At 56.6% G+C, this 20350-nt stretch carries 14 protein-coding genes; 6 read left to right on the top strand and 8 right to left on the bottom strand.

The genetic code is table 11. From position 1 onward, the window contains the following. Positions 1-63: 63 nt before the first annotated feature. Together BGIM_RS0106850 and BGIM_RS0106845 are read right to left on the bottom strand one after the other, a co-directional pair. Entirely contained in the window at positions 64-5028 is a 4965-nt protein-coding gene (locus BGIM_RS0106850) for a PVC-type heme-binding CxxCH protein (protein WP_020469056.1), read from the bottom strand. A 124-nt stretch (positions 5029-5152) separates the two neighbouring features. Beyond that, the gene (locus BGIM_RS0106845; RefSeq protein ID WP_020469055.1) at positions 5153-6565 is read right to left on the bottom strand and encodes an MBL fold metallo-hydrolase RNA specificity domain-containing protein; all 1413 of its coding nucleotides are present in this window, start codon (positions 6563-6565) and stop codon (positions 5153-5155) included. A 100-nt stretch (positions 6566-6665) separates the two neighbouring features. On the opposite strand from BGIM_RS0106845, the gene BGIM_RS0106840 reads away from it, so the two are divergent. Then, positions 6666-7694 carry an aldo/keto reductase gene (locus BGIM_RS0106840; protein ID WP_020469054.1) on the top strand — a complete coding sequence of 343 codons (1029 nt, stop codon included), beginning with the start codon at positions 6666-6668 and terminating at the stop codon, positions 7692-7694. A 3-nt stretch (positions 7695-7697) separates the two neighbouring features. Here the strand turns inward: BGIM_RS0106840 and BGIM_RS0106835 are convergent, their stop codons facing one another. From BGIM_RS0106835 to BGIM_RS0106825, 3 genes are read right to left on the bottom strand one after another with little or no spacing between them, the layout of a single operon-like run. Next, positions 7698-8969, bottom strand: a complete 1272-nt coding sequence (locus BGIM_RS0106835) for a DUF3748 domain-containing protein (protein WP_020469053.1) — start codon at positions 8967-8969, stop codon at positions 7698-7700. Between the two features lie 57 nt (positions 8970-9026). Next, entirely contained in the window at positions 9027-10577 is a 1551-nt protein-coding gene (locus tag BGIM_RS0106830) for an acyl-CoA carboxylase subunit beta (protein WP_020469052.1), read from the bottom strand. Between the two features lie 27 nt (positions 10578-10604). Further along, positions 10605-11873, bottom strand: a complete 1269-nt coding sequence (locus BGIM_RS0106825; RefSeq protein WP_020469051.1) for an O-antigen ligase family protein — start codon at positions 11871-11873, stop codon at positions 10605-10607. A gap of 111 nt (positions 11874-11984) precedes the next feature. Between BGIM_RS0106825 and BGIM_RS0106820 the strand changes: the two genes are divergently transcribed. Together BGIM_RS0106820 and BGIM_RS0106815 are read left to right on the top strand one after the other, a co-directional pair. Next, positions 11985-13058: a fatty acid desaturase gene (locus BGIM_RS0106820; protein WP_157368643.1), complete on the top strand. Its 1074-nt coding sequence runs from the start codon at positions 11985-11987 to the stop codon at positions 13056-13058. A gap of 55 nt (positions 13059-13113) precedes the next feature. Next, positions 13114-14373: an outer membrane protein assembly factor BamB family protein gene (locus tag BGIM_RS0106815; RefSeq protein WP_020469049.1), complete on the top strand. Its 1260-nt coding sequence runs from the start codon at positions 13114-13116 to the stop codon at positions 14371-14373. A 76-nt stretch (positions 14374-14449) separates the two neighbouring features. Here the strand turns inward: BGIM_RS0106815 and BGIM_RS0106810 are convergent, their stop codons facing one another. Further along, positions 14450-16582, bottom strand: coding sequence for a prolyl oligopeptidase family serine peptidase (locus BGIM_RS0106810; RefSeq protein ID WP_020469048.1), 2133 nt, complete (start codon positions 16580-16582; stop codon positions 14450-14452). Positions 16583-16683: 101 nt separating this feature from the next. Here BGIM_RS0106810 and BGIM_RS0106805 point away from each other — a divergent pair, with 101 nt between their 5' ends. Continuing rightward, positions 16684-17325 (top strand): CbiM family transporter, encoded by a 642-nt coding sequence (locus BGIM_RS0106805; RefSeq protein WP_020469047.1) that lies wholly within the window; start codon positions 16684-16686, stop codon positions 17323-17325. 281 nt (positions 17326-17606) lie between these two features. After that, positions 17607-17909 (top strand): hypothetical protein, encoded by a 303-nt coding sequence (locus BGIM_RS0106800; protein ID WP_157368642.1) that lies wholly within the window; start codon positions 17607-17609, stop codon positions 17907-17909. Positions 17910-18011: 102 nt separating this feature from the next. Here the strand turns inward: BGIM_RS0106800 and BGIM_RS0106795 are convergent, their stop codons facing one another. Beyond that, positions 18012-18491, bottom strand: a complete 480-nt coding sequence (locus BGIM_RS0106795) for a TIGR03067 domain-containing protein (protein ID WP_029629800.1) — start codon at positions 18489-18491, stop codon at positions 18012-18014. Positions 18492-18605: 114 nt separating this feature from the next. On the opposite strand from BGIM_RS0106795, the gene BGIM_RS0106790 reads away from it, so the two are divergent. Beyond that, positions 18606-18959, top strand: a complete 354-nt coding sequence (locus BGIM_RS0106790; protein WP_020469044.1) for a winged helix-turn-helix transcriptional regulator — start codon at positions 18606-18608, stop codon at positions 18957-18959. A 5-nt stretch (positions 18960-18964) separates the two neighbouring features. Here BGIM_RS0106790 and mnmE read toward each other — a convergent pair whose 3' ends face one another. Next, the gene (mnmE, locus tag BGIM_RS0106785) at positions 18965-20290 is read right to left on the bottom strand and encodes a tRNA uridine-5-carboxymethylaminomethyl(34) synthesis GTPase MnmE (protein WP_020469043.1); all 1326 of its coding nucleotides are present in this window, start codon (positions 20288-20290) and stop codon (positions 18965-18967) included. Between the last annotated feature and the right edge of the window lie 60 nt (positions 20291-20350).

The following is a 20350-nucleotide window of genomic DNA, read 5'->3' as shown; positions in this document are numbered from 1 at the left end:
ACGCAGGTATCAATCAAACACCAATAAGAACAAATTTCTTTCGCTTGGTCGATTATTCAAACATTAATGGTCATGCTTTCCGTGATGATCATGCAATCCTTGGAAGAGCGGGTGTTTGGCGTCCCCCTTTGCCATGATGTACGCGATCAGATCAAGGATTTCTTCCTTGGTCAACTTGTCCAACAGTCCCTTCGGCATGATGGAACTCAGCGATTCTTTACGACTGTCGATGTCGGCCACCGCGATCACCTTGGGCTGATTGCTCGCCAGCGGATTCTCGATCACCAGCACTTTGTCCTTGGTTTCTTCCAGAATCATCCCGGAGACGGGTTTGCCGGAACTCAGGTTGAATGTGTACGTCTTGTACTTGGCGTCGATCTTCAGCGACGGTTCCAGCATATGCTTGAGCAGTTCGCTCGGCTGATACAGTTTGGCATCGAGTTTGGTGAGGTCCGGTCCCAATTCTTGGCCGACGCCGTTCATCTTGTGGCACGACACGCAACTGCCGATGGTGAAGATTTGCTTCGCCGTGGCAAACGACCGGCCGGATTTCATCGCATCGGCAACTCCGGCCAGTTCTTCCAGCTTCCATTCCTTGCGCGGCCGGTTAAACTTCAGGTACTCGTCCTTGATCGGCAGCGGGTTCTTGGCGAGATACCCTTCCGGGTCGGCCTGATACCCTTCCAGATCGGCGACCACGTACAAGGCACCGTGCATCCGACGCCAGTGGCCGGGGTAGGTGCAAACATACGGGTACACCCCCGGTTCTTTCGGGGCGACGAACGACATCTTCTCGCTCGATTGCGGCTGTAGCAGCTTGCTGGCGAGCAGAATCTTGTTTGATCCGGGAACGTAATGTCGTTCCAACGCCCCCGGTTGCGTGCCTTGGGCTTCGGCCAGATTGCCGATCTCCTCCAGTGAACCCGGTTGAATGAACACTAAATTGTGCGGCATGATGTCCGTATTTTCAAAGACAAATTCCACGGGCTTGACCGCTTGGATCACCATCCGGTCTTTGTCGTAGAGCATCTGATCGGTGAGCGTTCCCACCCGGATTACCTGCACGCCGAGTTCGCCCAGTTCCTTGCGAACCGCACGGGCTTCCGACACCGGCAGGAGGCTGGCCAAAGAGTCGGCCAGTTGCAGCGAATCAAGGGCGGTCGGCGACGTGCGTTCCGTGGTCGGCAAATTGCGGATGTAACCCGTCAACGTCTCCAGCAGCGTCTTCGCCTGATCCTTGGGGAACTCGGCAATTGGCAGCCGAAGCATCGCCTGCAACGCGGCTCCCCGGTCTTCGTCCTTGGCGACGAACTGGGCAAGATTGCGGAAGGTGTCCGCCTCCTTCCCTCGCACGGTGGTCATCGCCAGCATGGCGGCCCGACGGATTGTTTGATCCACGGATTCGGTGCCCACCGTGAAACTCACCGAGGTCGCCGGAGCCGGGTTCTTGTCCTTTGAAAACACTTCCCGGCGGCCATTGTTCAGAACCACCAGTTTGAAGTTGTTCAACCGGCTGCCGAGATTACCTTCTGTCCGGTTAAACACATTGATGGTTTCGATGGGATACTCGGCCCCGAGATCCACTTCCCACCAAGGATTGTCCGTTCCCTCGCGGGTATGGGTTTGGCCGCCATCGCCGTAGGAACCGCTTTTCTTCCCGTCGATGCCGCGATCTGGCGTGCCGCCATTGGACACCGAACTTTGTGTGGCCTTACCATTCCGGGCGATGTTCGCCCCCTGACTGATTACCTCCACCTCGGCCAACGTGAGCGTCCGCTGTTTACCGGGTAGTTCGATGCGAACATACCGGCCGTTGACTTGCTTGCCTTTCGGCAATTTGGCGGCCAAGCCAGACGGCAGCCCAGCGAGTAATTGAACCAGTTTCGGATAAATGGCGGCCCTCAGCGAGACATCACGCACCATCGGCACCGCGTTCACCGTGTCTTGCAACGCAACGAGTGACTTTTGACCGTCGGCCCACATGGCTTCCGGCGAACCGTCGGCCGTAAACAGGGCGGCGATGGCCAGTCGGCGAATCACCGGGGTTTTGGCATTGTCGGCCAGATCCAATAACTCCTTACGGAAAGCTTGCAACTCGCTCGCCGGTCGGTCGGTGAGCAAGCGAACGAGATCGTAGCCCACACCCTCGGCCTGGCTGGCTTGCTGGTCGTAGGTCTTGATGGCACCCAACAGAACCGCCAGTTCCCCCTTCTTGGTGTTTGCCGCCAAACCGGCCAACGCTTCCTTGCGGACGTTGTCCTGCACGCCGGCGCGGAACAACAGTTCCATGTACAGTCCGGGCGTGCGCTTCATCTTCAACAGTTGATCGGTGCTGACCGTCTTGAGGAAATAGCGTGCCCCGGCCGGGGTACTGAAGGCAATTTCCTTGTTGGCTGAGAGTGCCTTTTTCACATGCGGATCGAGGGCTTTCATCGTCTCGCCGATGACAAACTCCAGATACACATCCATCGGCTTGTCTTGGGCGATCAACGGCACTTCCACCGCTTCCGGCGTGGTTAAGAAGCTGGCCGCCCGAACAGCCTCCAACCGCACATTCCCGGCCTCGTCAGCGGCCAGTGTCTTCAGTTCTTCCAGCACGTCAGGAACCCGATCCCGCCAGTAACAAAGCACCCGGACGGCCGCCGCTCGGATGCGTGGGTCCGTGGCCTTGAGCATGGTTTTCAAATGCCCGACATCCGGGATGTCAAGCCGCTGATGCAGCCACAGCGTTTCCATTCCGCGCAGTTCACGCACCGCCGGTGTCGAATCCTTGCGGTCATAAAAGGCATGGGTCGCCGCCAAAACTTCCTTGGGGTCGCGAGATTCCAGTTCCAACCGGGCTAAATTTCGCACCCGATCATCGGTCGATTCCAGAAGATTTACCAAATTGGCAATCGGCTCCCCGACGATCTTGGTTCGTTCTTGCAATGGCCTGTCTATGTGTGTTACCCGATACACCCGGCCATATTCGTGAGCACGGCTGGGATCTCGGAGATTGTGCTGCATATGGCCAATGATCGGGTTGTGCCAGTCGCAAAAATAAATGGCCCCGTCCGGCCCCATCTTGATGTCGGCAGGCCGAAAGTTCGGATCGGTGGAGGAGACAATCGGTTCCAGTTCCTCGCCTTTGAAGCTGGAATCTTGCGGTGAAATGCGATACCGCAAAATGCCTTGGAGGCCGATCACGTTCCCCACCAGCAAATTGCCCTGAAACTCCTGCGGAAAATGCGTGCCGCTGAGATATTCCATCCCCGGACAAGGTCGGGTGCGTTGTTGATACACCTGCGGCGGCCGGCCATGCTTGTTCGGATAGTCGAGATGGCCGGAGAACAGGGCGGCGTGATAGGGATTGGCCCCGGTGCCATCGACCACGATGTCTTGGCCAAATCGGTCGAAAACGTGTCCGTGCGGATTGGCGAAGCCAAAGGAAACATACACGTCAAACTTTTGCGAACGGGGTTCGTAGCGAAACACCCCGGCGTTGGCGCATCGTTGCGTCGGCCCCCAAGGGCTTTCAACCTGCGTGTGGTGGAAGGTTCCCTCTTGGAAGTACAACGCCCCCCCCGGATCGCGGGCAAAGCTGTTTGATGTGTGATGCGTGTCGGCTGAATCGATGCCGCTGAGGATTCGCGTTCGCACATCGGCTTTGTCGTCCCCATTCGTGTCTTTCAAGAAAATCAAGTCCGGGGCTTGGGCGATAATCACGCCGCCATTGGCAAACTCGAAGCCGGTGGGATTGTGCAACCCATCGGCAAACACCGTCAACTTGTCGGCTTTGCCGTCTCCGTTCGTGTCTTCCAAGATCACCAGTTTGTCATTCATGGGATCTTTCGGCTTCCAGTGCGGGTAGGAAGCCCAAGTCGCCACCCACAACCGGCCTCGCGAATCCCATTGCATTTGGACGGTGTTTACCAATTCGGGAAATTGCTTCTCGTCCGCGAACAAGTTGACTTGAAGACCCTTGCCCACTTTCATCCGTTGAACGGACTCTTCCCCGCTCAGGAACAAATGTTTCTTGCCCGGCAGCGGGCCGGGCTTGTTGGTTTCCACCGGGATGAAGCCGGGAGTGTTCGAGTCGTCGATCTTAAAGGGTTTTAGTTGAGCGGCGGCCCAAACGGCCTTGTCTCGGTTCTCGGTCATCACATCGAGAACTTCCATTTCCCGTTGCGCCACGTCGCGGTTGGTCTGTCCTCCGACGAAGCGGAGATCGGCCCGGCCGCCGTAAATGGAGTAACCGTCCGTTGTGCGATAACGTTCAAACCAGTGAAAATTTTTATCCAGCACGGCCTTCCGAATGTCTTCCAAATATTTTTCCGGCGGCGTCTTGGAGGCGTCGGGAGTCTCGAAAAGCGAATTGCCAATCATCCCCGCGACAGCATGATTCCCCTCGGCCGTCAGGTGAACGCCGTTGATTGTCAGCGGATTCTTGACTTGGGGATAGAGTTCGCTCGTCGGCGTGAACAGATCGACGAACGGCACTTTCTCCGACTTCGCTACCTCGGCCATCGCGGCCGTATAGAGTTTCAAGCGGGCGTTGTTGGCCGAGCCATCCGGCAGCGAGGAGTCTTTCAAGTTTTCATGGGCAATTGGGGAGAACAACACGAGTTTCGCGTTGTTGGTTCCGTTGTATTTTGAGCCAGTCGTTTTGCGGATGAACTCCGTGAGATCAGACTTGAACTTGGGCAACCCGTCCTGACCGGCAAAGGATTCGTTGTAGCCGAAAAAGGCGAACACCACGTCTGTCTTCGTTTTGGTCAGCCATTCCTCGGGCGTCCCAAAATTCGAGGAGCGAATCCGGTGGGTCAGTTCATCCCCGGAAAAACCGAGGTTACGAATGGTGAGATCAAGCTGGGGAAACCGGCGATGGAGTTCTGTTTCCAGCCAGCCGTCGTGCTGCATCCGATCCGCAAGGGTGTTCCCCACGATGGAGATATGATCTCTTTTTTTCAACTGAATCAAATCGGCGGCCGGAGCTTGGCCGATGGCCAGCGCCAGAACGAACAAGGATCGAAAGATTGGAAATCGCATGAAATCACGCTCCGACCGGGAGAGACCCAAAATGCCAACAGGTGGGTGGGAAGGGTGATTATTCAACAGTCGGGGAGCGGGATCAAGGATTATTTCCCGGCCATGCACCCCTTGCGTCATTTCCTCAGGCGGGCCATTCGGCATTCTTTGTCAATGTCACCACTTGCTGGTCTTGGGCCACAGACACCGGCCAGTCCAGTTCATCCTCGATCCGCTTGGCCAACACAGCGGCCGCCGATGGTTCACCGTGGACGAGGTAACAATGGGCCGGCGGCCGTTGGAACTCGCCGAGCCATCGCATCAGTTCGTTTTGGTCCGCATGGGCCGACAGCCCGTGCAGTCGGCATATCTTGGCATGCACCGGTACTTCCCGGCCGTGAATGAGAACCGATTTCGCCCCCTCTTCCAGTGATCGGCCCCGCGTTCCTTGGGCCTGAAACCCGGCGAACATCACCGTGGTTCGAGGATCGCCCAGCCTGGCCGCGAGATGGTGCAACACGCGCCCGCCGGTCGCCATGCCGCTCCCGGCGATCACGATCATCGGGCCGGACATGCCGTTGAGTTCTTTTGACTCATCTCGGGAATGAATCATCACCTGCCGGGCCGAGCGAATCGGGTTGCGATCTCCGTGGAAAAGCGACGCCTCAAAATTATGCTCGGCCGTGTGGCGAGAATACAAATCGGTCACTTCAATCGCCATCGGACTGTCAATAAAGACCGGCAATTCCGGGATGCGATTCTGCAATTCCAATTGATTGATACACCAAATCAGTTCTTGCGTCCGGTCCACGGCAAACGCCGGAACAATGATAGCCCCGCCTCGTTTGACGGCATCGTTGATGATCTCCGCAAGGGCTTCCATCGGGTCATCGGCATGCAATCGATCCCCGTAGGTGGATTCCACCAACAGCACATCCGCTTCAGGCACGGAGACAGGATCACGCAGAATCGGCCGGCCGTATCGGCCCACATCTCCCGAGAACACCAGTCGAAGAGGATCGGGCTTGCCGATGGCCAGATCAATCGAGGCCGAGCCGAGAATATGCCCCATCGGCCGGAAGGTCGCCCGCATATCCCCGGCCACCGGGAATTCTTTGCGGAACGGATGGGTGTCTAATAGTTTTAGCGTTGCCTTCACGTCGTTCATGTCGAACAACGGCAGCGCCGGCTTGTGTTTGGTGTATCCCTGCTGGTTGGATCGCTCGGTGTCTTCTTCCTGCAAACGGGCCGAATCCGGCAGAAGAATTTCCAACAAATCTTCCGTGGCGGCAGTGCAATGGATGCGACCGCGAAAACCGTGTTTGACCAGCAGAGGCAAATACCCGGTGTGGTCAATGTGGGCGTGGCTTAATACCACAGCGGCGATTTCCCGAGCGCCGTAGCCGGGTTTCATCCAGTTGCGGAGTCGGAGTTCCTTGAGGCCTTGGAATAAGCCGCAATCGAGCATCACCTGCTGACCGCGATGTTTGACGAGGTATTTGGACCCGGTGACGGTTCCGGCCGCACCGAGAAACTGAAGAGTCGGCGGGCCAGCCATGGCTCACCCTCGCTTTCTATGTGGGCGGTCGGGCAAATGAATTCTATCTTCGAGAGCAAACAGACCCGCTGTCAACATCGAACGAGACGGAACAAGGGCCATGAACTTTCGCACACTCGGCAAAACAGGCATCACCGTCAGCGAGATTGGTTTGGGGGGATTGTTCACCTCTGGCCTCGGCCCCGGTTTCGAGGAAAGCAAACGGGCGGTGTTCAAGGCCCTTGACCTCGGCATCAACTACATCGACACCGCCCCCGGCTACGCGGACAGCGAGGCCGTGTTGGGCCGCATCCTCCGCGAAGTGAAAACGCCCATCGTACTCTCTACAAAACTCGGCGGCCGTCCCCTGCCCTTCAACCCGCAAAATGCCGACGAACTTCGGAGGTCGGTGGAAGAGAGTTTGAAGCTTCTCGGTCGTGAAGTGATCGATGTTCTCATCATTCATGAACCGGATCGCCCGTTACAATACAACTGGTGGACCGAACCGGAACGCTGTTACGGCCCGGTGATCGAGGTCTTGAACGATCTGAAGAAACGCGGCGTGATCCGTTTCACCGGCCTCGGCGGGACGACCACCACGGAGATGAGCCATTACCTGCGGGCAGGTGATTTCGATGTGCTGCTGACGGCTTTCAATTACAGTGCTGCGTTTCAGGAAGCGACTCGAGAACTGCTGCCGGAAGCCATTGGCAAAAAAATGGGGATTGTTCTCGGATCGGTGTTGCAGCAAGGCGCGCTGGGCCGTCGATACGACGAGGTGTTGAAGAAAAAACCCGCTTGGCTCTCCAAACCCCGGCAAGAACAACTGCGCCAGTTTTACGACATCCTTGATCGCCACCAAATGCCCATAGTCGAAGCCTGCATCCGCTTCGTCATCACCAACCCGGACATCAGCACGGCATTGATCGGAGCCAAAACCGCCACACAAATCGAAGAATCCGTCACGGCGGCCGCCAAAGGGCCTTTGGCTCTCGATCTGCTTTCGGAAATCAACCAGATGGCCAGCATGGTTCCCTTCCGGCCGTTTGAGGAACCAATGATCCTGCCGTTCAACAAACCCGACACTTATTGGGGGCCGGGCTTGGCCAACCTCGCCAGCGGCATCCCGGTTGGCAAAGGAGTGTTATGAGATTCACTCGGGAACATCACAAACGAAAATCTGGTTGAACTTCCCGTCTTGGTGTTTCACATAGGCAATCTTCGTTCCATCCGGTGAAAACACAACGGCCTCGGGCCGGAGTTGAAAACCGTTGCTCACATCGACGGGAATCAGGGTTGTTCGACCGGTGTCCACTGTGACAATTGCGATGGCATTGAGCGTTTGATATGCGATTCGTTCGCCATAAGGACTCCAAGTGAAACAGGAACGAACGCCCGTTTCAATCGCGGTGATCTGTCGGAGTCTGCCACGATCGGGCGAGATGGTCCAGATTTGGGCAACGTCCAAACTGTCCCTTTTCAGAAATGCAATCTGCGAACCATCTGGCGATGCTCGCAACCAAAAACGGGGAAGCCCTTTGGTTTCCGCAAAAGCGTTATGAGTTAATCGCCGCTGCGAAACTCCCCTCGGCGGGGCCGGGCGGGTGATGGCCGTTCCCTGAATAGGTCTGTCGCCCGGTTGCGTGAGATCATCCGGCAAATCGGCGATGAAAATTTCGGGCACGGTGTTCCCGTTTTCATCCACGGTGTCTCCGAGAAAAGCCAAAGAGCGTTTGCCATCCCGGATAATCCAGCCCTCTTCGTAAGCCTTTTTGATTTCGTCGCTGCCGGGTTTCGGATTCGCCACCGTTCGGGAAATCAAAACGGTAAATGCCTCGCCATCATGATTTCGAGGGTGTGTCTTCGGCACCCGAACGGGTTCCTCCAACAAACTCACACCGACGTTGCGTTGATTGATTTCCCGACCGTCCTTCTCTTCCGAGATTCCTGAAAGAATTTGATCCTCATAAGTGAAGCTGATCGCGCGGCTATCCGGGGAGAACACATGCACATGGGAACCGCCCCTCAAAGCCCCCGGCGTGAACGGCAGGGTCAAATCACGGGCATCCAAGTTGATGACCACTTCTGGCGAAGACTCATCGACCATTACCCCCTGACGGCGGGCGAAACCATACTGAAAATCGTGCGTCGGATTTTCCGGGCCGAGGATGAAGATCACCCGGTTTAATGTCGGATGGTATGTCGCCACACCGCATTTGGCCCCGTTGCGTGAAGTGTAAACAATCTTCACTTCACCAGTGTCGACATCGACGGTTTCAATGCGGTCGCCATCAAACTGGCTTCCGGCCGCGTCGGGGCGAACATCATAAACGATTCGCTTGGAGTCCGGTGACCAGACATTTACATTGGTGAGGATATGCCCGTGCGGGGCATTGGTGATCTGGCGTTCTTTCGGAGTTGTCACCGGCGATGCCCTTGAATTTTTCTGACGAACACTTGCTGTTCACAAACAAACGGCAAGTCACACTTGCAACACCCCGGTTTGGAAAGTCTTGGTGATCGGCGTTCGTCGGGCAATTTCCAAAGCGGCGATCAGTGAACTTCGCGTTTCTTCCGGTTTGATAATCCGGTCCACCCACAACCTAGCGGCGGCATAGCGGATGTCGGTTTTTTCCTCGTAACTTTTCCTTACCTGATCCCGAAGCATCGTCAATTCGGCGACATCCGGTTCATGCCCGGTTCGCTTCATGGCGGCAATCTGAATGTCCAATAGCGTTCCCGCCGCCTGATCGCCCCCCATGACGGCATATTTCGCGTTTGGCCACGCAAAGATAAAACGAGGATCGAACGCCTTGCCACAGAGGGCGTAATTCCCCGCTCCGAACGATCCGCCGGTGATGACGGTGATTTTCGGCACGATGCTGTTGGAAATCGCGTTTACCAGTTTTGCCCCGGAGCGGATGATGCCGGACTGCTCGGCGTCCTTGCCCACCATAAAGCCGTTGACATTTTGCAGGAAGATCAACGGGATATGCGACTGGTTGCAATCCATCACAAACCGGGCTGCCTTGTCAGCGCTGTCCGTGTAAATCACGCCGCCGTATTGCATCGGGCCGGTTGCCGGTTTGCTGTGATGCCGCTGATTGGCGACAATTCCCACCGACACCCCGGCGAGTTTGCCGATGCCGCACACTAGCGATTGGCCGTATTCGGCCTTGTACTCATCGAACGGGGCATCATCAAGGATCGCCCGGATCAAGTCCCGCGTGTCATATTCGGCGGTCAGCGTGAAACGGGTCCAATCGAGCGTTTTGCTTGCCGCATCAACAAATTGTTTCCCGTCTGGCGGCAACGCCCCGACGAGCCTTTGCAAGCGGGCCAGACACGTCGGCTCGTCCGGGTCACGGAAATCAATCGTGCCGCTGATGGCCGAGTGCATCGCCGCGCCGCCGAGCGTTTCGGAATCGACTGTCTGCCCGATGGCGGCCTTCACCAACGCCGGTCCTGCCAGATAAAGGCCGCTTCCCTCAGTCATCAACAATGTGTCACACAAGACGGGAAGATAACCGCCGCCAGCGACGCAGTTGCCCATGATGGCCGCGAATTGGGGAATGCCCGCCGCCGAGATCACGGCGTTGTTTCGGAAAATGCGGCCAAAATCGTCCTCGTCGGGGAAGATTTCTTCCTGAAGCGGGAGAAACACACCGGCCGAATCGACGAGGTAAACCAACGGTAGCCGGTTGTCCGTGGCGATGCGCTGGGCGCGCAACACCTTCTTGCAAGTCATCGGAAAGAAAGCCCCGGCTTTGACGGTCGCATCGTTGGCGATCACCATCACCCGGCGTCCGGAAACCGTGCCGATGCCGGTGACCACCCCGGCCGAGGGCGCCCCGCCCCACTCGGCATACATTCCCCACGCCGCCCATAAGCCGAGTTCTTGAAAACTGCCTAGCTCAACCAAGCGGGCGATCCGCTCTCGGGCGGTCAGTCGGTTTTTCTCGTGCTGGCGGTCGATGGCTTTTTGGCCGCCGCCGAGGCGAATTTGTTCTTCTTGGGCAGAGAGGTCTTCCATGGGTGGGTCACTCGGAGAGCCGTTACTTCATGATAGCCGGGCCGTCGATAGCCCGCCGACCTGAACCCTCCAAGAAGCCACCCGATGCGGATAACGCGATCGCATCGGGGCAACCGCCGGAGCCGTTTGCTTGGAAGCCACATGCCGGGCGATCACGAGGAATCCACCGAACCACAGCCAGTTATGCCGAAACAGATTGTGCCCAAAATTCCCCATGAACAGCATCAGAAACACCGCCATCATCACCGAACCGGCGATGGCCCGAGGAAACGGATTCGCCGCCGTTTGGGCCGACGGCCGAGATTTGAACCACATCCAGTTCATCCAAAAGCAAACAAGGATGGAGAGAAACGTCATCACGCCCAACAGGCCCATTTCACCGCAAAGTTGCCCGTAGAGATTGTGCGATTCCAGTTTGCTCCCCGTCGCCGGCCGCCAAGAACCGGGGCCGACACCCGTGGCCGGGTAAGCCATGATGAGATCCATCCCAGTGAAGAAACCTTCGATCCGACCTTCGCCAGATTCCTTGGCATTCGCCGGACCGACATCCGGGTTGATGATCGTCTCGAAGCGATTTTGCAACGAATCCGGCAACGCAAAGAACATCAAGGGGGCAATCAGAACCATCGAACCCAAGCCCGCCCAACGATACCGGCTACGCATGATGACGATGCTTCCCCACAGAACCATCCCAAGCAGCGAGGAACGGGAACCCGTGAGAAGGATGCATCCGGCGCTGAGGCCAACATAACCGAAACAGCACGCCTTGATCCACTTGCCCCGGCAGGCATTCCAGAAGGCTGTCACGAACGGCAGGGAGAACACGATGCTGCCGCCGAAACTGTTCGGATCGCCCATCGACGAATCGACGCCAAGCAACCGGACGATCCCCATGCGGAACGTGTGACGGCCGCCGAGATATTCCTTGATCGAGTGCAGCATGTAGACGGCCATGACGGCCAAGAACCCAAACGCCAGGCGTTTCAGCCCCTTCGCGTCGTAAACGCTGGTGACCAGCAGCAAATAGAAGAAGAGTATTTTGAACCAGTTTTCGACGACCACTTGCCCCTGCTCGGCCCACGGCGACATCACCCAACACGCGGCAACGGCCATGCCGAAGACGAGATACGCCCCCTGCTGGGCGTTGGCGATCCAGCGTTTGCCGGAATGCATGAGCCAGAACAGAAAGACACCGCCCATATAGACCCGCTCGACGTGCAGGTCGCCCAGAATCGGCCAAATCTCGAAAGGGCGATGGATGAACAGAAACATGTAGCCGATCAGGAGCCAATGCATGGTGTCTCATCCGTGAGGCGGTCGGCCGGGATCGAAAATTGGCCTCGTGCCAGGTCCCCCAAGTGTGATAGCCTACCCACTCTTCAAAAACCGTTGAAGGCCAGTTTGCCCGTGTCCGACCCGATGGAAGACTCTCCCGCCCCGCCGATGTCCGCCCAGTGGCGAAATATGTTCGTTCTTGCGATCATCTATGGATACATCGCCATCATCGTTCTTGGGGCTTTGTGGTTCTTTCGCTGGCGGGAAACGGAACTGCCGTGGTGGACGGATATTCCCGTGGGGTTTCTCGCCATCTTCCTCATCGGCCCGGCCCAACACCGCTTATTTCTGCTGGGACAAGAAGCTTGTCTCGGTGTGCTGTTTCGCAACCGCTGGCTCAACGAACTGGCTGGCGATTGGCTGACTCATTTCCCTTTCTCCACCTCGACGCACCACATGCGGCATATCGTGCGGTCCCATTACGAGTTTCCCAATGACCCCGAACGGGATGCCGAATTAATCATCGCCGGGAAAGCCGGGTTTTGGCCGTTGAAGCCAGTTCGCTTCCTGAGAATGACCGCCCTGCTCCGCTGGCATTCTTTGCGGGCGAATTACAACTTCTCGGCTAACCCCAACAATCCTTACCAAGAACCCGGCGAACGACCTCCTAAAGTGGCCCTGCGAATCGGGACGGCCTATGTCCTCATCATGTTTGCCATTTTGATCGGATTGTACCTGTCACCCAACTGGTGGGTGTTGGTCTTCCTGCCTCCATCAATGTGGGTGGTCACCTGCTTCATCTTTCTGTTGCTCCCCGGCCGATGCTTTCACCAAAGCCGGTTGAAATCCGTTTATTCGCCGCGATTCCGCACGCTCATGCAGATCACGTTTATCACCTTGGTGAATCTCGGGCTGGGTTGGTCGAGTTATTTCACCGGCCGGTCGGGCATCTTGAATTACATCGCCCTGTGGGTCGCTCCGATGGTAACCACTTGCACTTGGGCCATGCTGTTGCGGCAATGGCGGCAGCACGCCGGTCGAGAACAGGAGGCCGCCAAATGCACGGCAAACATCTCATCCAACTGGCTGCGGCGGTTGCTCGTTTTCCCGTTGAACCAGCATCTGCATCAAACAAAGCATGATTTTCCCGAAACGCCGTGGTATCATCTTCCAAGACTTGCCCAAAATCCCACCCGGATTCGTTGATCCCATTCCCACACATCGGGATGAAACGAATCCTCAACCGCTCCTCGGAGTTCGCATGAAAAACTGGCTTGTCTCTCTCGGCCTCCTCTGTTCATCGGCGACATTTGCCGCCGACCCCGGTGAATACGGCAATTGGGCTCAATGGCGCGGCCCGGATCGCACCGGTCTTTCCAAGGAAACCGGCTTGCTGAAGGAATGGCCGACCGCCGGACCAACCCAAGTTTGGAAGATTGAAGGACTGGGCGACGGATATTCCACCCCATCATTTAGCGACGGGAAAATTTACCTCCTCGGCACCAAGGGGAAGGATGAATTCCTCATCGCCCTGAACCAAAAGGATGGTTCCAAAATTGGTGATGTGAAAATCGGCACGGTCACCGGTGGATACGGCGCCCCGAAATCGACTCCCACCATTGATAACGGTTACGCCTATGCGGTCAGTTCCAACGGGAACTTCGTGTGTGTGGATACCGCCACGCTGAAGATCAAATGGGAGAAGGATTTCAAAAAAGTGTTTGGCGGCCAAATGGGAGGTTGGGCCTACACCGAGAGTCCGCTGATCGACGGAGATTTGGTGTTGGCCACCCCCGGCGGCGACACGGCCACCATCGTCGCCATGAAAAAAACCGATGGCGAAGTTGTCTGGAAATCGCCGATCACCGAACTTGATGGCAAAAAACTGAAAAAGGATTTTTCGAGGGCCGGGTATTCATCCATCATCAAGGCCGATGTCGGCGGGACTACTCAATACATCCAATTCCTGAACGGCGGCGTGGTGGGCATTTCAGCCAAAGAAGGAAAGCTCCTCTGGCACTACGACGAACCGGCGAACGGAACCGCGAATTGCTCGACGCCATTGTTCAAGGACAACGCTGTGTTCGCTGCCTCGGCTTACGGCACCGGCGGCGGCCGGGCCAACCTCACCAAGTCGGACGATGGCTTCAAGGCCGAGCCAAAATACTTCATCAAGAAATTGCAGAACCACCACGGCGGCATGGTTTTGGTGGGTGATTATGTCTACGGCACCGGCGGCGGCTCGTTGATGTGCGTGGATTTCAAAACCGGCGACGTGATGTGGGATGAACGCAGCGTCGGCAAAGGATCAATCACATACGCGGACGGCATGCTGTATGTCCGTGGGGAAAACGGAAAGGTTGCCCTCGTGGAAGCCAACCCGAAAAAATACGTCGAAAAGGGCCAATTCTCTCAACCAGATCGCAGCAAACAAGCCGCCTGGCCTTACCCGGTGGTGGTCGGCGGCAAACTCTACCTTCGGGATTGGGATGTGATGTTATGTTATGATTTGAAGAAGTAGCATCTCTTCCAACCGAGCCGAACTCCTTCAGGAACTCGGCTCGGTTGGACATCGTTCAATCGTCCGGCGTGGATTGTCACTTCACATTCGACATCTTCAAATTCTTCACCAAGAACGCATATTCGTCAGCCAATTCTTCAATGATCTTGCTCGTCGGTTTCCCCGCTCCGTGACCGGCTTTGGTTTCAATTCGGGCCAGCACCGGGGCATCGCCGACGTGGGAGTATTGGAGATTGGCGGCGAACTTGAAGCTGTGGCCGGGGACGACGCGGTCGTCCGTGTCGGCCGTGATTACCATCGTCGGCGGGTACTTCACCCCTTGCTTCAAGTTGTGATACGGCGAGTAGGCCAGCAACGCCGGGAAGTCCTCGGCATTGTCCGGGGAGCCGTAATCGTCCACCCAGAATCGGCCGGCGGTGAACTTGTGGAATCGTAGCATGTCCATCACGCCGACGTGAGGCAAGCAAGCCCCGAAGAGGTCCGGGCGTTGGGTCATCACGGCCCCGATGAGCAGGCCGCCGTTCGAGCCACCCTTCACCGCCAGTTTTTCCTTGCAGGTGTATTTCTCGCGGATCAGATATTCGGCCGACGCGATGAAGTCGTCAAACACATTTTGCTTCTTCGCCTTGGTTCCGAGTTTGTGCCATTCCTGGCCGTATTCGCCGCCGCCGCGCAGGTTGGCGACGCAATACACCCCGCCCAATTCGAGCCAACCGACGACGCCGGCCGAGAACGCCGGGGTCAGTGAAATGTTGAAGCCGCCGTAGGCATAGAGCAAGGTCGGGTTGTTTCCGTTGAGTTCCAATCCTTTTTTGGCGGTGATGAACATCGGCACTTTCGTGCCGTCCTTGCTGACGACGAAAACCTGTTTCGTCTCGTAATTGGTCGCGTCAAAAGCCACCTTGCTTTCGCGGAAGACCGTGCTTTTCCCGGTGATGATGTCGTACCGGAAGATCGTCGGCGGAACGGCATAGCTGGAGAACGTGTAAAACGTCTCCAAGTCCGCCCGGCGGCCGGTGAATCCCGCCGCCGAGCCGATGCCCGGCAATTCCACCTCGCGGACGAACACACCTTCCGGCGTGAACATTTTGATTTGCGACTTGGCATCTTTCAGATAGTTCGCCACCAGCAGATTGCCGACGATGCTCACACCCTCCAGACTCTCGGCGGTCTGCGGGATGATTTCTTTCCAGTTCGCTTTTTCCGGCTTGCGAACATCAATGGCGATCACCCGGCCGCGGGGCGCCTCGAAATCCGTGCGAAAATACATGATCGGGCCATCGTTGTCGATCAACGTGTAATCATTTTCAAATTTGTCGATCAGTTCAACCGGCATGGCATACGGTTCGCTCAGATCACGATAGGTCACGCGGTAACGATGATCGGTCCCCACCCATGTGTTGATGACCAAATATCGGCCGTCTTCGGTCACGCTCGCGGAGAAGCCCCAATCGGGTTGGTCGGGGCGTTTGTAAACCAGCACATCATCGGCCTGCGGCGTGCCGACGCGGTGATACATCACCATTTGATTCTTGTTGAGGCTTTGGAACTGGGCTTCCTTCGCCGGTTCGGGATATCGACTATAGAAGAACCCCTTGGCGTCGGTCGTCCACGAAGGGGAACTGAACTTCACCCACTTGATCTCGTCGGCAAGCGGTTTGCCAGTGTCAATATCCAGCACCTTGATCGTCTGCCAGTCCGAACCGGCCTCCGAGACGGAATAGGCCAAGTACCGGCCGTTGTCACTGACAGACGTGCCTCCCAAGGCGATGGTGCCGTCTTTCGTCCAGAGGTTCGGGTCGATCAGCACTCGCGGTTCGCCATTGAGCTTTTCCATCACGTACAAAACGGCCTGATTTTGCAACCCGTCGTTTTTGCGGAAGAAATAGCGCCCGGCTACCTTCGAGGGGGCGGTCACTTTCTCGTAATTCCACAAGGCGGTGAGTTTCTTTTGGATCATTTCCCGTTCGGGAATCGCGTTCAAATATTCTTGCGTGAGTTTGCTTTGGGCTTCGACCCATTGTTTCACCTCGGGAGACTTGCGAACGTCGTCCTCCAGCCAGCGGTAAGGGTCGGGGACCGTTTTGCCGTGGATGGTTTCCACGCGGTCTTCTCGTTTGGTCTGCGGGTATTTGAGCGGTTCGGCTTCCGACATGGGAACAATTAATCCTGCGATGAAAAGGGCGATCAGCCACCAGCGGCACATCATGTGTGTGACTCCTTGAAATGAACGACTACTTTTTTCGTAGGTGATTCGCGCGGGTTGGACAACCATATCCTTCCCGGCTCCCCGGTGAGTACACTGTTCGGATGGTCAGCCTGTTTGCCGTGCATCTCTCCGATTTCCTGTTGGACACGCCGTGGTGGGTCGGCGGTTGGATCGTCGCGGGATTGCTGTTGGCTTGGAGTTGTTATCGCTTTCCAGAGCAAGAGATTCCCCAAACAGCCCTGCTCACGGCCGCTTTCTTCATCTCTTCGTCAATCCATTTGAAATTTGGACGAACGAGCGTTCACCTGCTCTTGAACGGATTGGTGGGAACCATGCTTGGCCGGCGAACCCCCGTTGCCATCATGATCGGTTTGGTGCTTCAAGCGGTGTTGCTGCAACATGGCGGCTTCCTTGTCCTCGGGTTGAATGCAGTGGTCATGTCCGTGCCGGGATTGCTCGTCCCCCGCCTCTTTCGCTTTCTGCTGCGACCGCCTTTGTCCGGCGGCCGGGCGTTCGCCTATGGCTGGCTGACGGGTTCACTGACGGTATTGGCAACGATCTTGATTCACGCGGGCGTCTTGATCGCCGGAGGAATTGAAGACCTGCAACTTCTTGCCGCCACGGGCTTCCTGCTCCATTTGCCGCTGGCATTGATTGAAGGGGTGATGCTGGCAACCGTTTGCCAATATCTGGCGGTGGTAAAACCGGAACTGCTGAGAGTGAAGCCTGCGGCCAAAAATTGAACAGTGCGGAAAGATCGTCAGTCAAACGACCAAAAATCCACCGAAATTGCTTTTCTGACAGAGTTCGCCAAGGAGGTAACTGGGGCTTGCTGGCGGTCTTTTCCCGTTTATATTTTGTGCCGGTCGGTGTTTGGCGAGATTCCTGCAAGATGCCGTCTCTCATACGGAATTAACATTTGCCGGAAGCGCAAACAGGCGGGCGGGAGTCGTTCGCCTTTTGAAAATTGGACAAACTGTTTTCCAATTTCACCGACCAAAAACTCTCTCAGGGAGGCCAACTCATGAAACGCATTCTCACAATCATGGCCGTCTGCGTCGGCGGTTTGGTGATGGCCGAATCGGCCAACGCCCAAGTGGGTCTGAACTTCACCACCCCTCTCGGCAACGGCAGTCGTCTGGGTGTCAGCATCGGGAACGCGGGCGTCTTCGGCGGGACATATGGCGTACCTTATGGATATGCCCGCCCGGTTTATCCCCCGGTGGTCGTCCCGGCCTATCCTTATGGCTATGTCCGTCCCCCGGTTTACGGTTACCCGGCTTATGGCCGTCCGGTTTACGGCCGCCCTTTCGGCTGGCGCCGATAAACTAACCGCCTGTCAGTCTGAAGAAAATTCAAGCCGCACGAAGGACTTCCCCCTTCCGTGCGGCTTTATGATTTTTCGGGCAATCTCTTGAGGCAGACGCTGTCAATTGCCTGTCTTGGCCCGTTTCAATTCGATTACCACGTCCGCATCCTTCGGGTCAAACCCTTTCGGGCGGGCTTTCCCGGCCCATTCTTTGCCCTTCCATTGGCCGACAACACACGCCACTTTCAGTTTGTCGCCGTCAAGCTCATAGATGCCCAACACGTCCTTGTTCTCCTTCTTGGCTTCGTTCGACCGATGGTCCCACACTTTCGGAGTGGCGGCCGGATCGATCTCGAACGTGCCCGCCCATAGTTCTTTCCCGTCTTGATCCACGGCTGAATAGCCGCCGTCTTTCTTGAAGACAAGCCGACGGGCGTTCTTCGTCGCTTTCTCCGGAATCGTCGAAACGATTTCCCATATACCGGCGAATGTTTCCATCGCCTTGGCAACCGCCTGTTGCCTGACATCGTTCTTTGGTTGCTCAGCCAAAGCAATGGTGGAAAAGCCGAGCATGGCCATCGCGAATAATGCTCGTGTCATATTTCTTTCCTTCAGTTTTTGCCGCCCGATTGCGGCTTCGATGGCACTTTACCGGCAATAGTTTCCAAAGTAAAGTAGGTTCACAAAGCAAAGCAACTTCACTTTGGAAAAGTAATGGCCAAGACAATTCCCGATGGAAAGAATGAACTGGAACCGCTGATGAAGCTGATTGGCATTCTGTCCACCCCCTGGACGATGCTCCTTTTGCATCGGCTGCATTTGGAGGGGCCGAAGCGGTTCGGCGAATTGAAGCGCAGACTCGGGGCAATTTCAACCAAGACACTGACCGAACGGCTGCGGATGCTGGAGGGTGAAGGCTGGCTGAACCGGCACTATGAGCCAACCGTCCCGCCACAAGTGACGTATTCGATCACGGACAAAGTGATGGAACTGGACGGGGTTCTCACCGAACTGGTCCAAATTGCGGAACAATGGTATGGAAAGAAAACGAAGAAAGGCAAAAAGTGACGCGGCTATTTGCCAATGCAAAATCTCGAAAAAATGCGGTCCAACAAATCGTCCGTGTAGATCGCTCCAACCATTTCGCCGATTTGGTCAAGGGCCAGCCGTAATTCGAGGGCCAGCAGTTCGGCCGGTTCTTCAAAGAGGACGATGTGGTGGGCGGCTCGCATATGGCCGAGGGACTTTTCGACGTGGTGCTTGCAGCGGCTCAGGCTGGAAGCCAACGCCGGGGGGCGGGCTTCGCGGGCTTGCTCGGCAAGGTGGCTCCGCAGTTTCTCCAGTCCTTGGGCGGTCTTGGCGCTGGTGGCCAGATGATCGACCGTTTCTTCGATCAAATCAACCTTTGTCAACACCAAGGTCGGCGGGTGGCTCAGGGTCAGCCCGGCGGGGATATTCACCTGCTCGCGAGATTGGACCCATGTGGCGGCTTCCACACACCAAATCACCAAGTCGGCATGGCGGGTTTGTTCCTTGCCGAGTTTTTGGGCCTGTTCTTCGATCACATTCCCGGCTTCCTGCCAGCCGGCGGTGTCGATCAATTCGATGTTCAAGCCTTTTAAAGTCACCGTGCGGGTGAGGTAGTCTCGCGTTGTTCCGGCCACCGGGCTGACGATGGCGTCGGCCGATCCCGCCAGCGCATTGAACAAACTACTCTTCCCGGCGTTCGGTTCCCCGACAAAAGCCACGCGAAACGGCCGGTCGCTGACGGAGCGGGTTTCCAGTTGTTTCTTGAGGTTGGTGAGGTGAGCCATCCCTTTGCCGAGGCGAAGCAGGATTTCCTTTTGATCGACAAACTCGATGTGTTCATCGGTGAAGTCCAAGCCCGCTTCCACATCGGCCAGCAGATTGAGAAGGTCTTCCCTTAATGCTTGAAGCGGCTGGGTCATCCCCCCGGCCAATTGGGTCAGGGCGGTTTTCAGTTCATCTTCCGACCCTGCATGGATGACCGCGAGAACGGCCTCGGCTTGTGTCAGGTCTTTCTTGCCCGCGAGGAAGGCCCGCATGGTGAACTCGCCGGGTTGGGCCGCCCTAGCCCCGGCGTTCATCAACGTGGCGATGAGCAGATCCACGAGCGGCGGGCTGGAGATCGTGTGAATCTCCGCGCAGTCCTGTCCGGTGTAACTCCTCGGACCGGGCATCACATACACATCAGCCGGAAGGGAGGAATGCACGCCGGGAAGTTTCAACTCCACGGAAACAATCCCGCGTTCCGAAATGACTGCGTCCGAAATGCCCGTAACGATCCGAAATGACTGCGAACCGCTGAGTCGAATGACGGCCCGCATTCCCGAACCGGGAGCGGAGGCGAGGGCAACGATGGTGTCTTCCGGGTGCATCCGGTCAGTTTAACGATCATTTTTCGGGAGGGAATAAGCATTCCAGCATGAAGGTTTCAC

Origin of the sequence: Zavarzinella formosa DSM 19928 (assembly GCF_000255705.1) — a bacterium.
Taxonomy (GTDB): Bacteria; Planctomycetota; Planctomycetia; order Gemmatales; family Gemmataceae; genus Zavarzinella; species Zavarzinella formosa.
The sequence above is the reverse complement of the archived record's forward strand: the minus strand, read 5'-3'. Positions and strand labels throughout refer to the sequence as shown.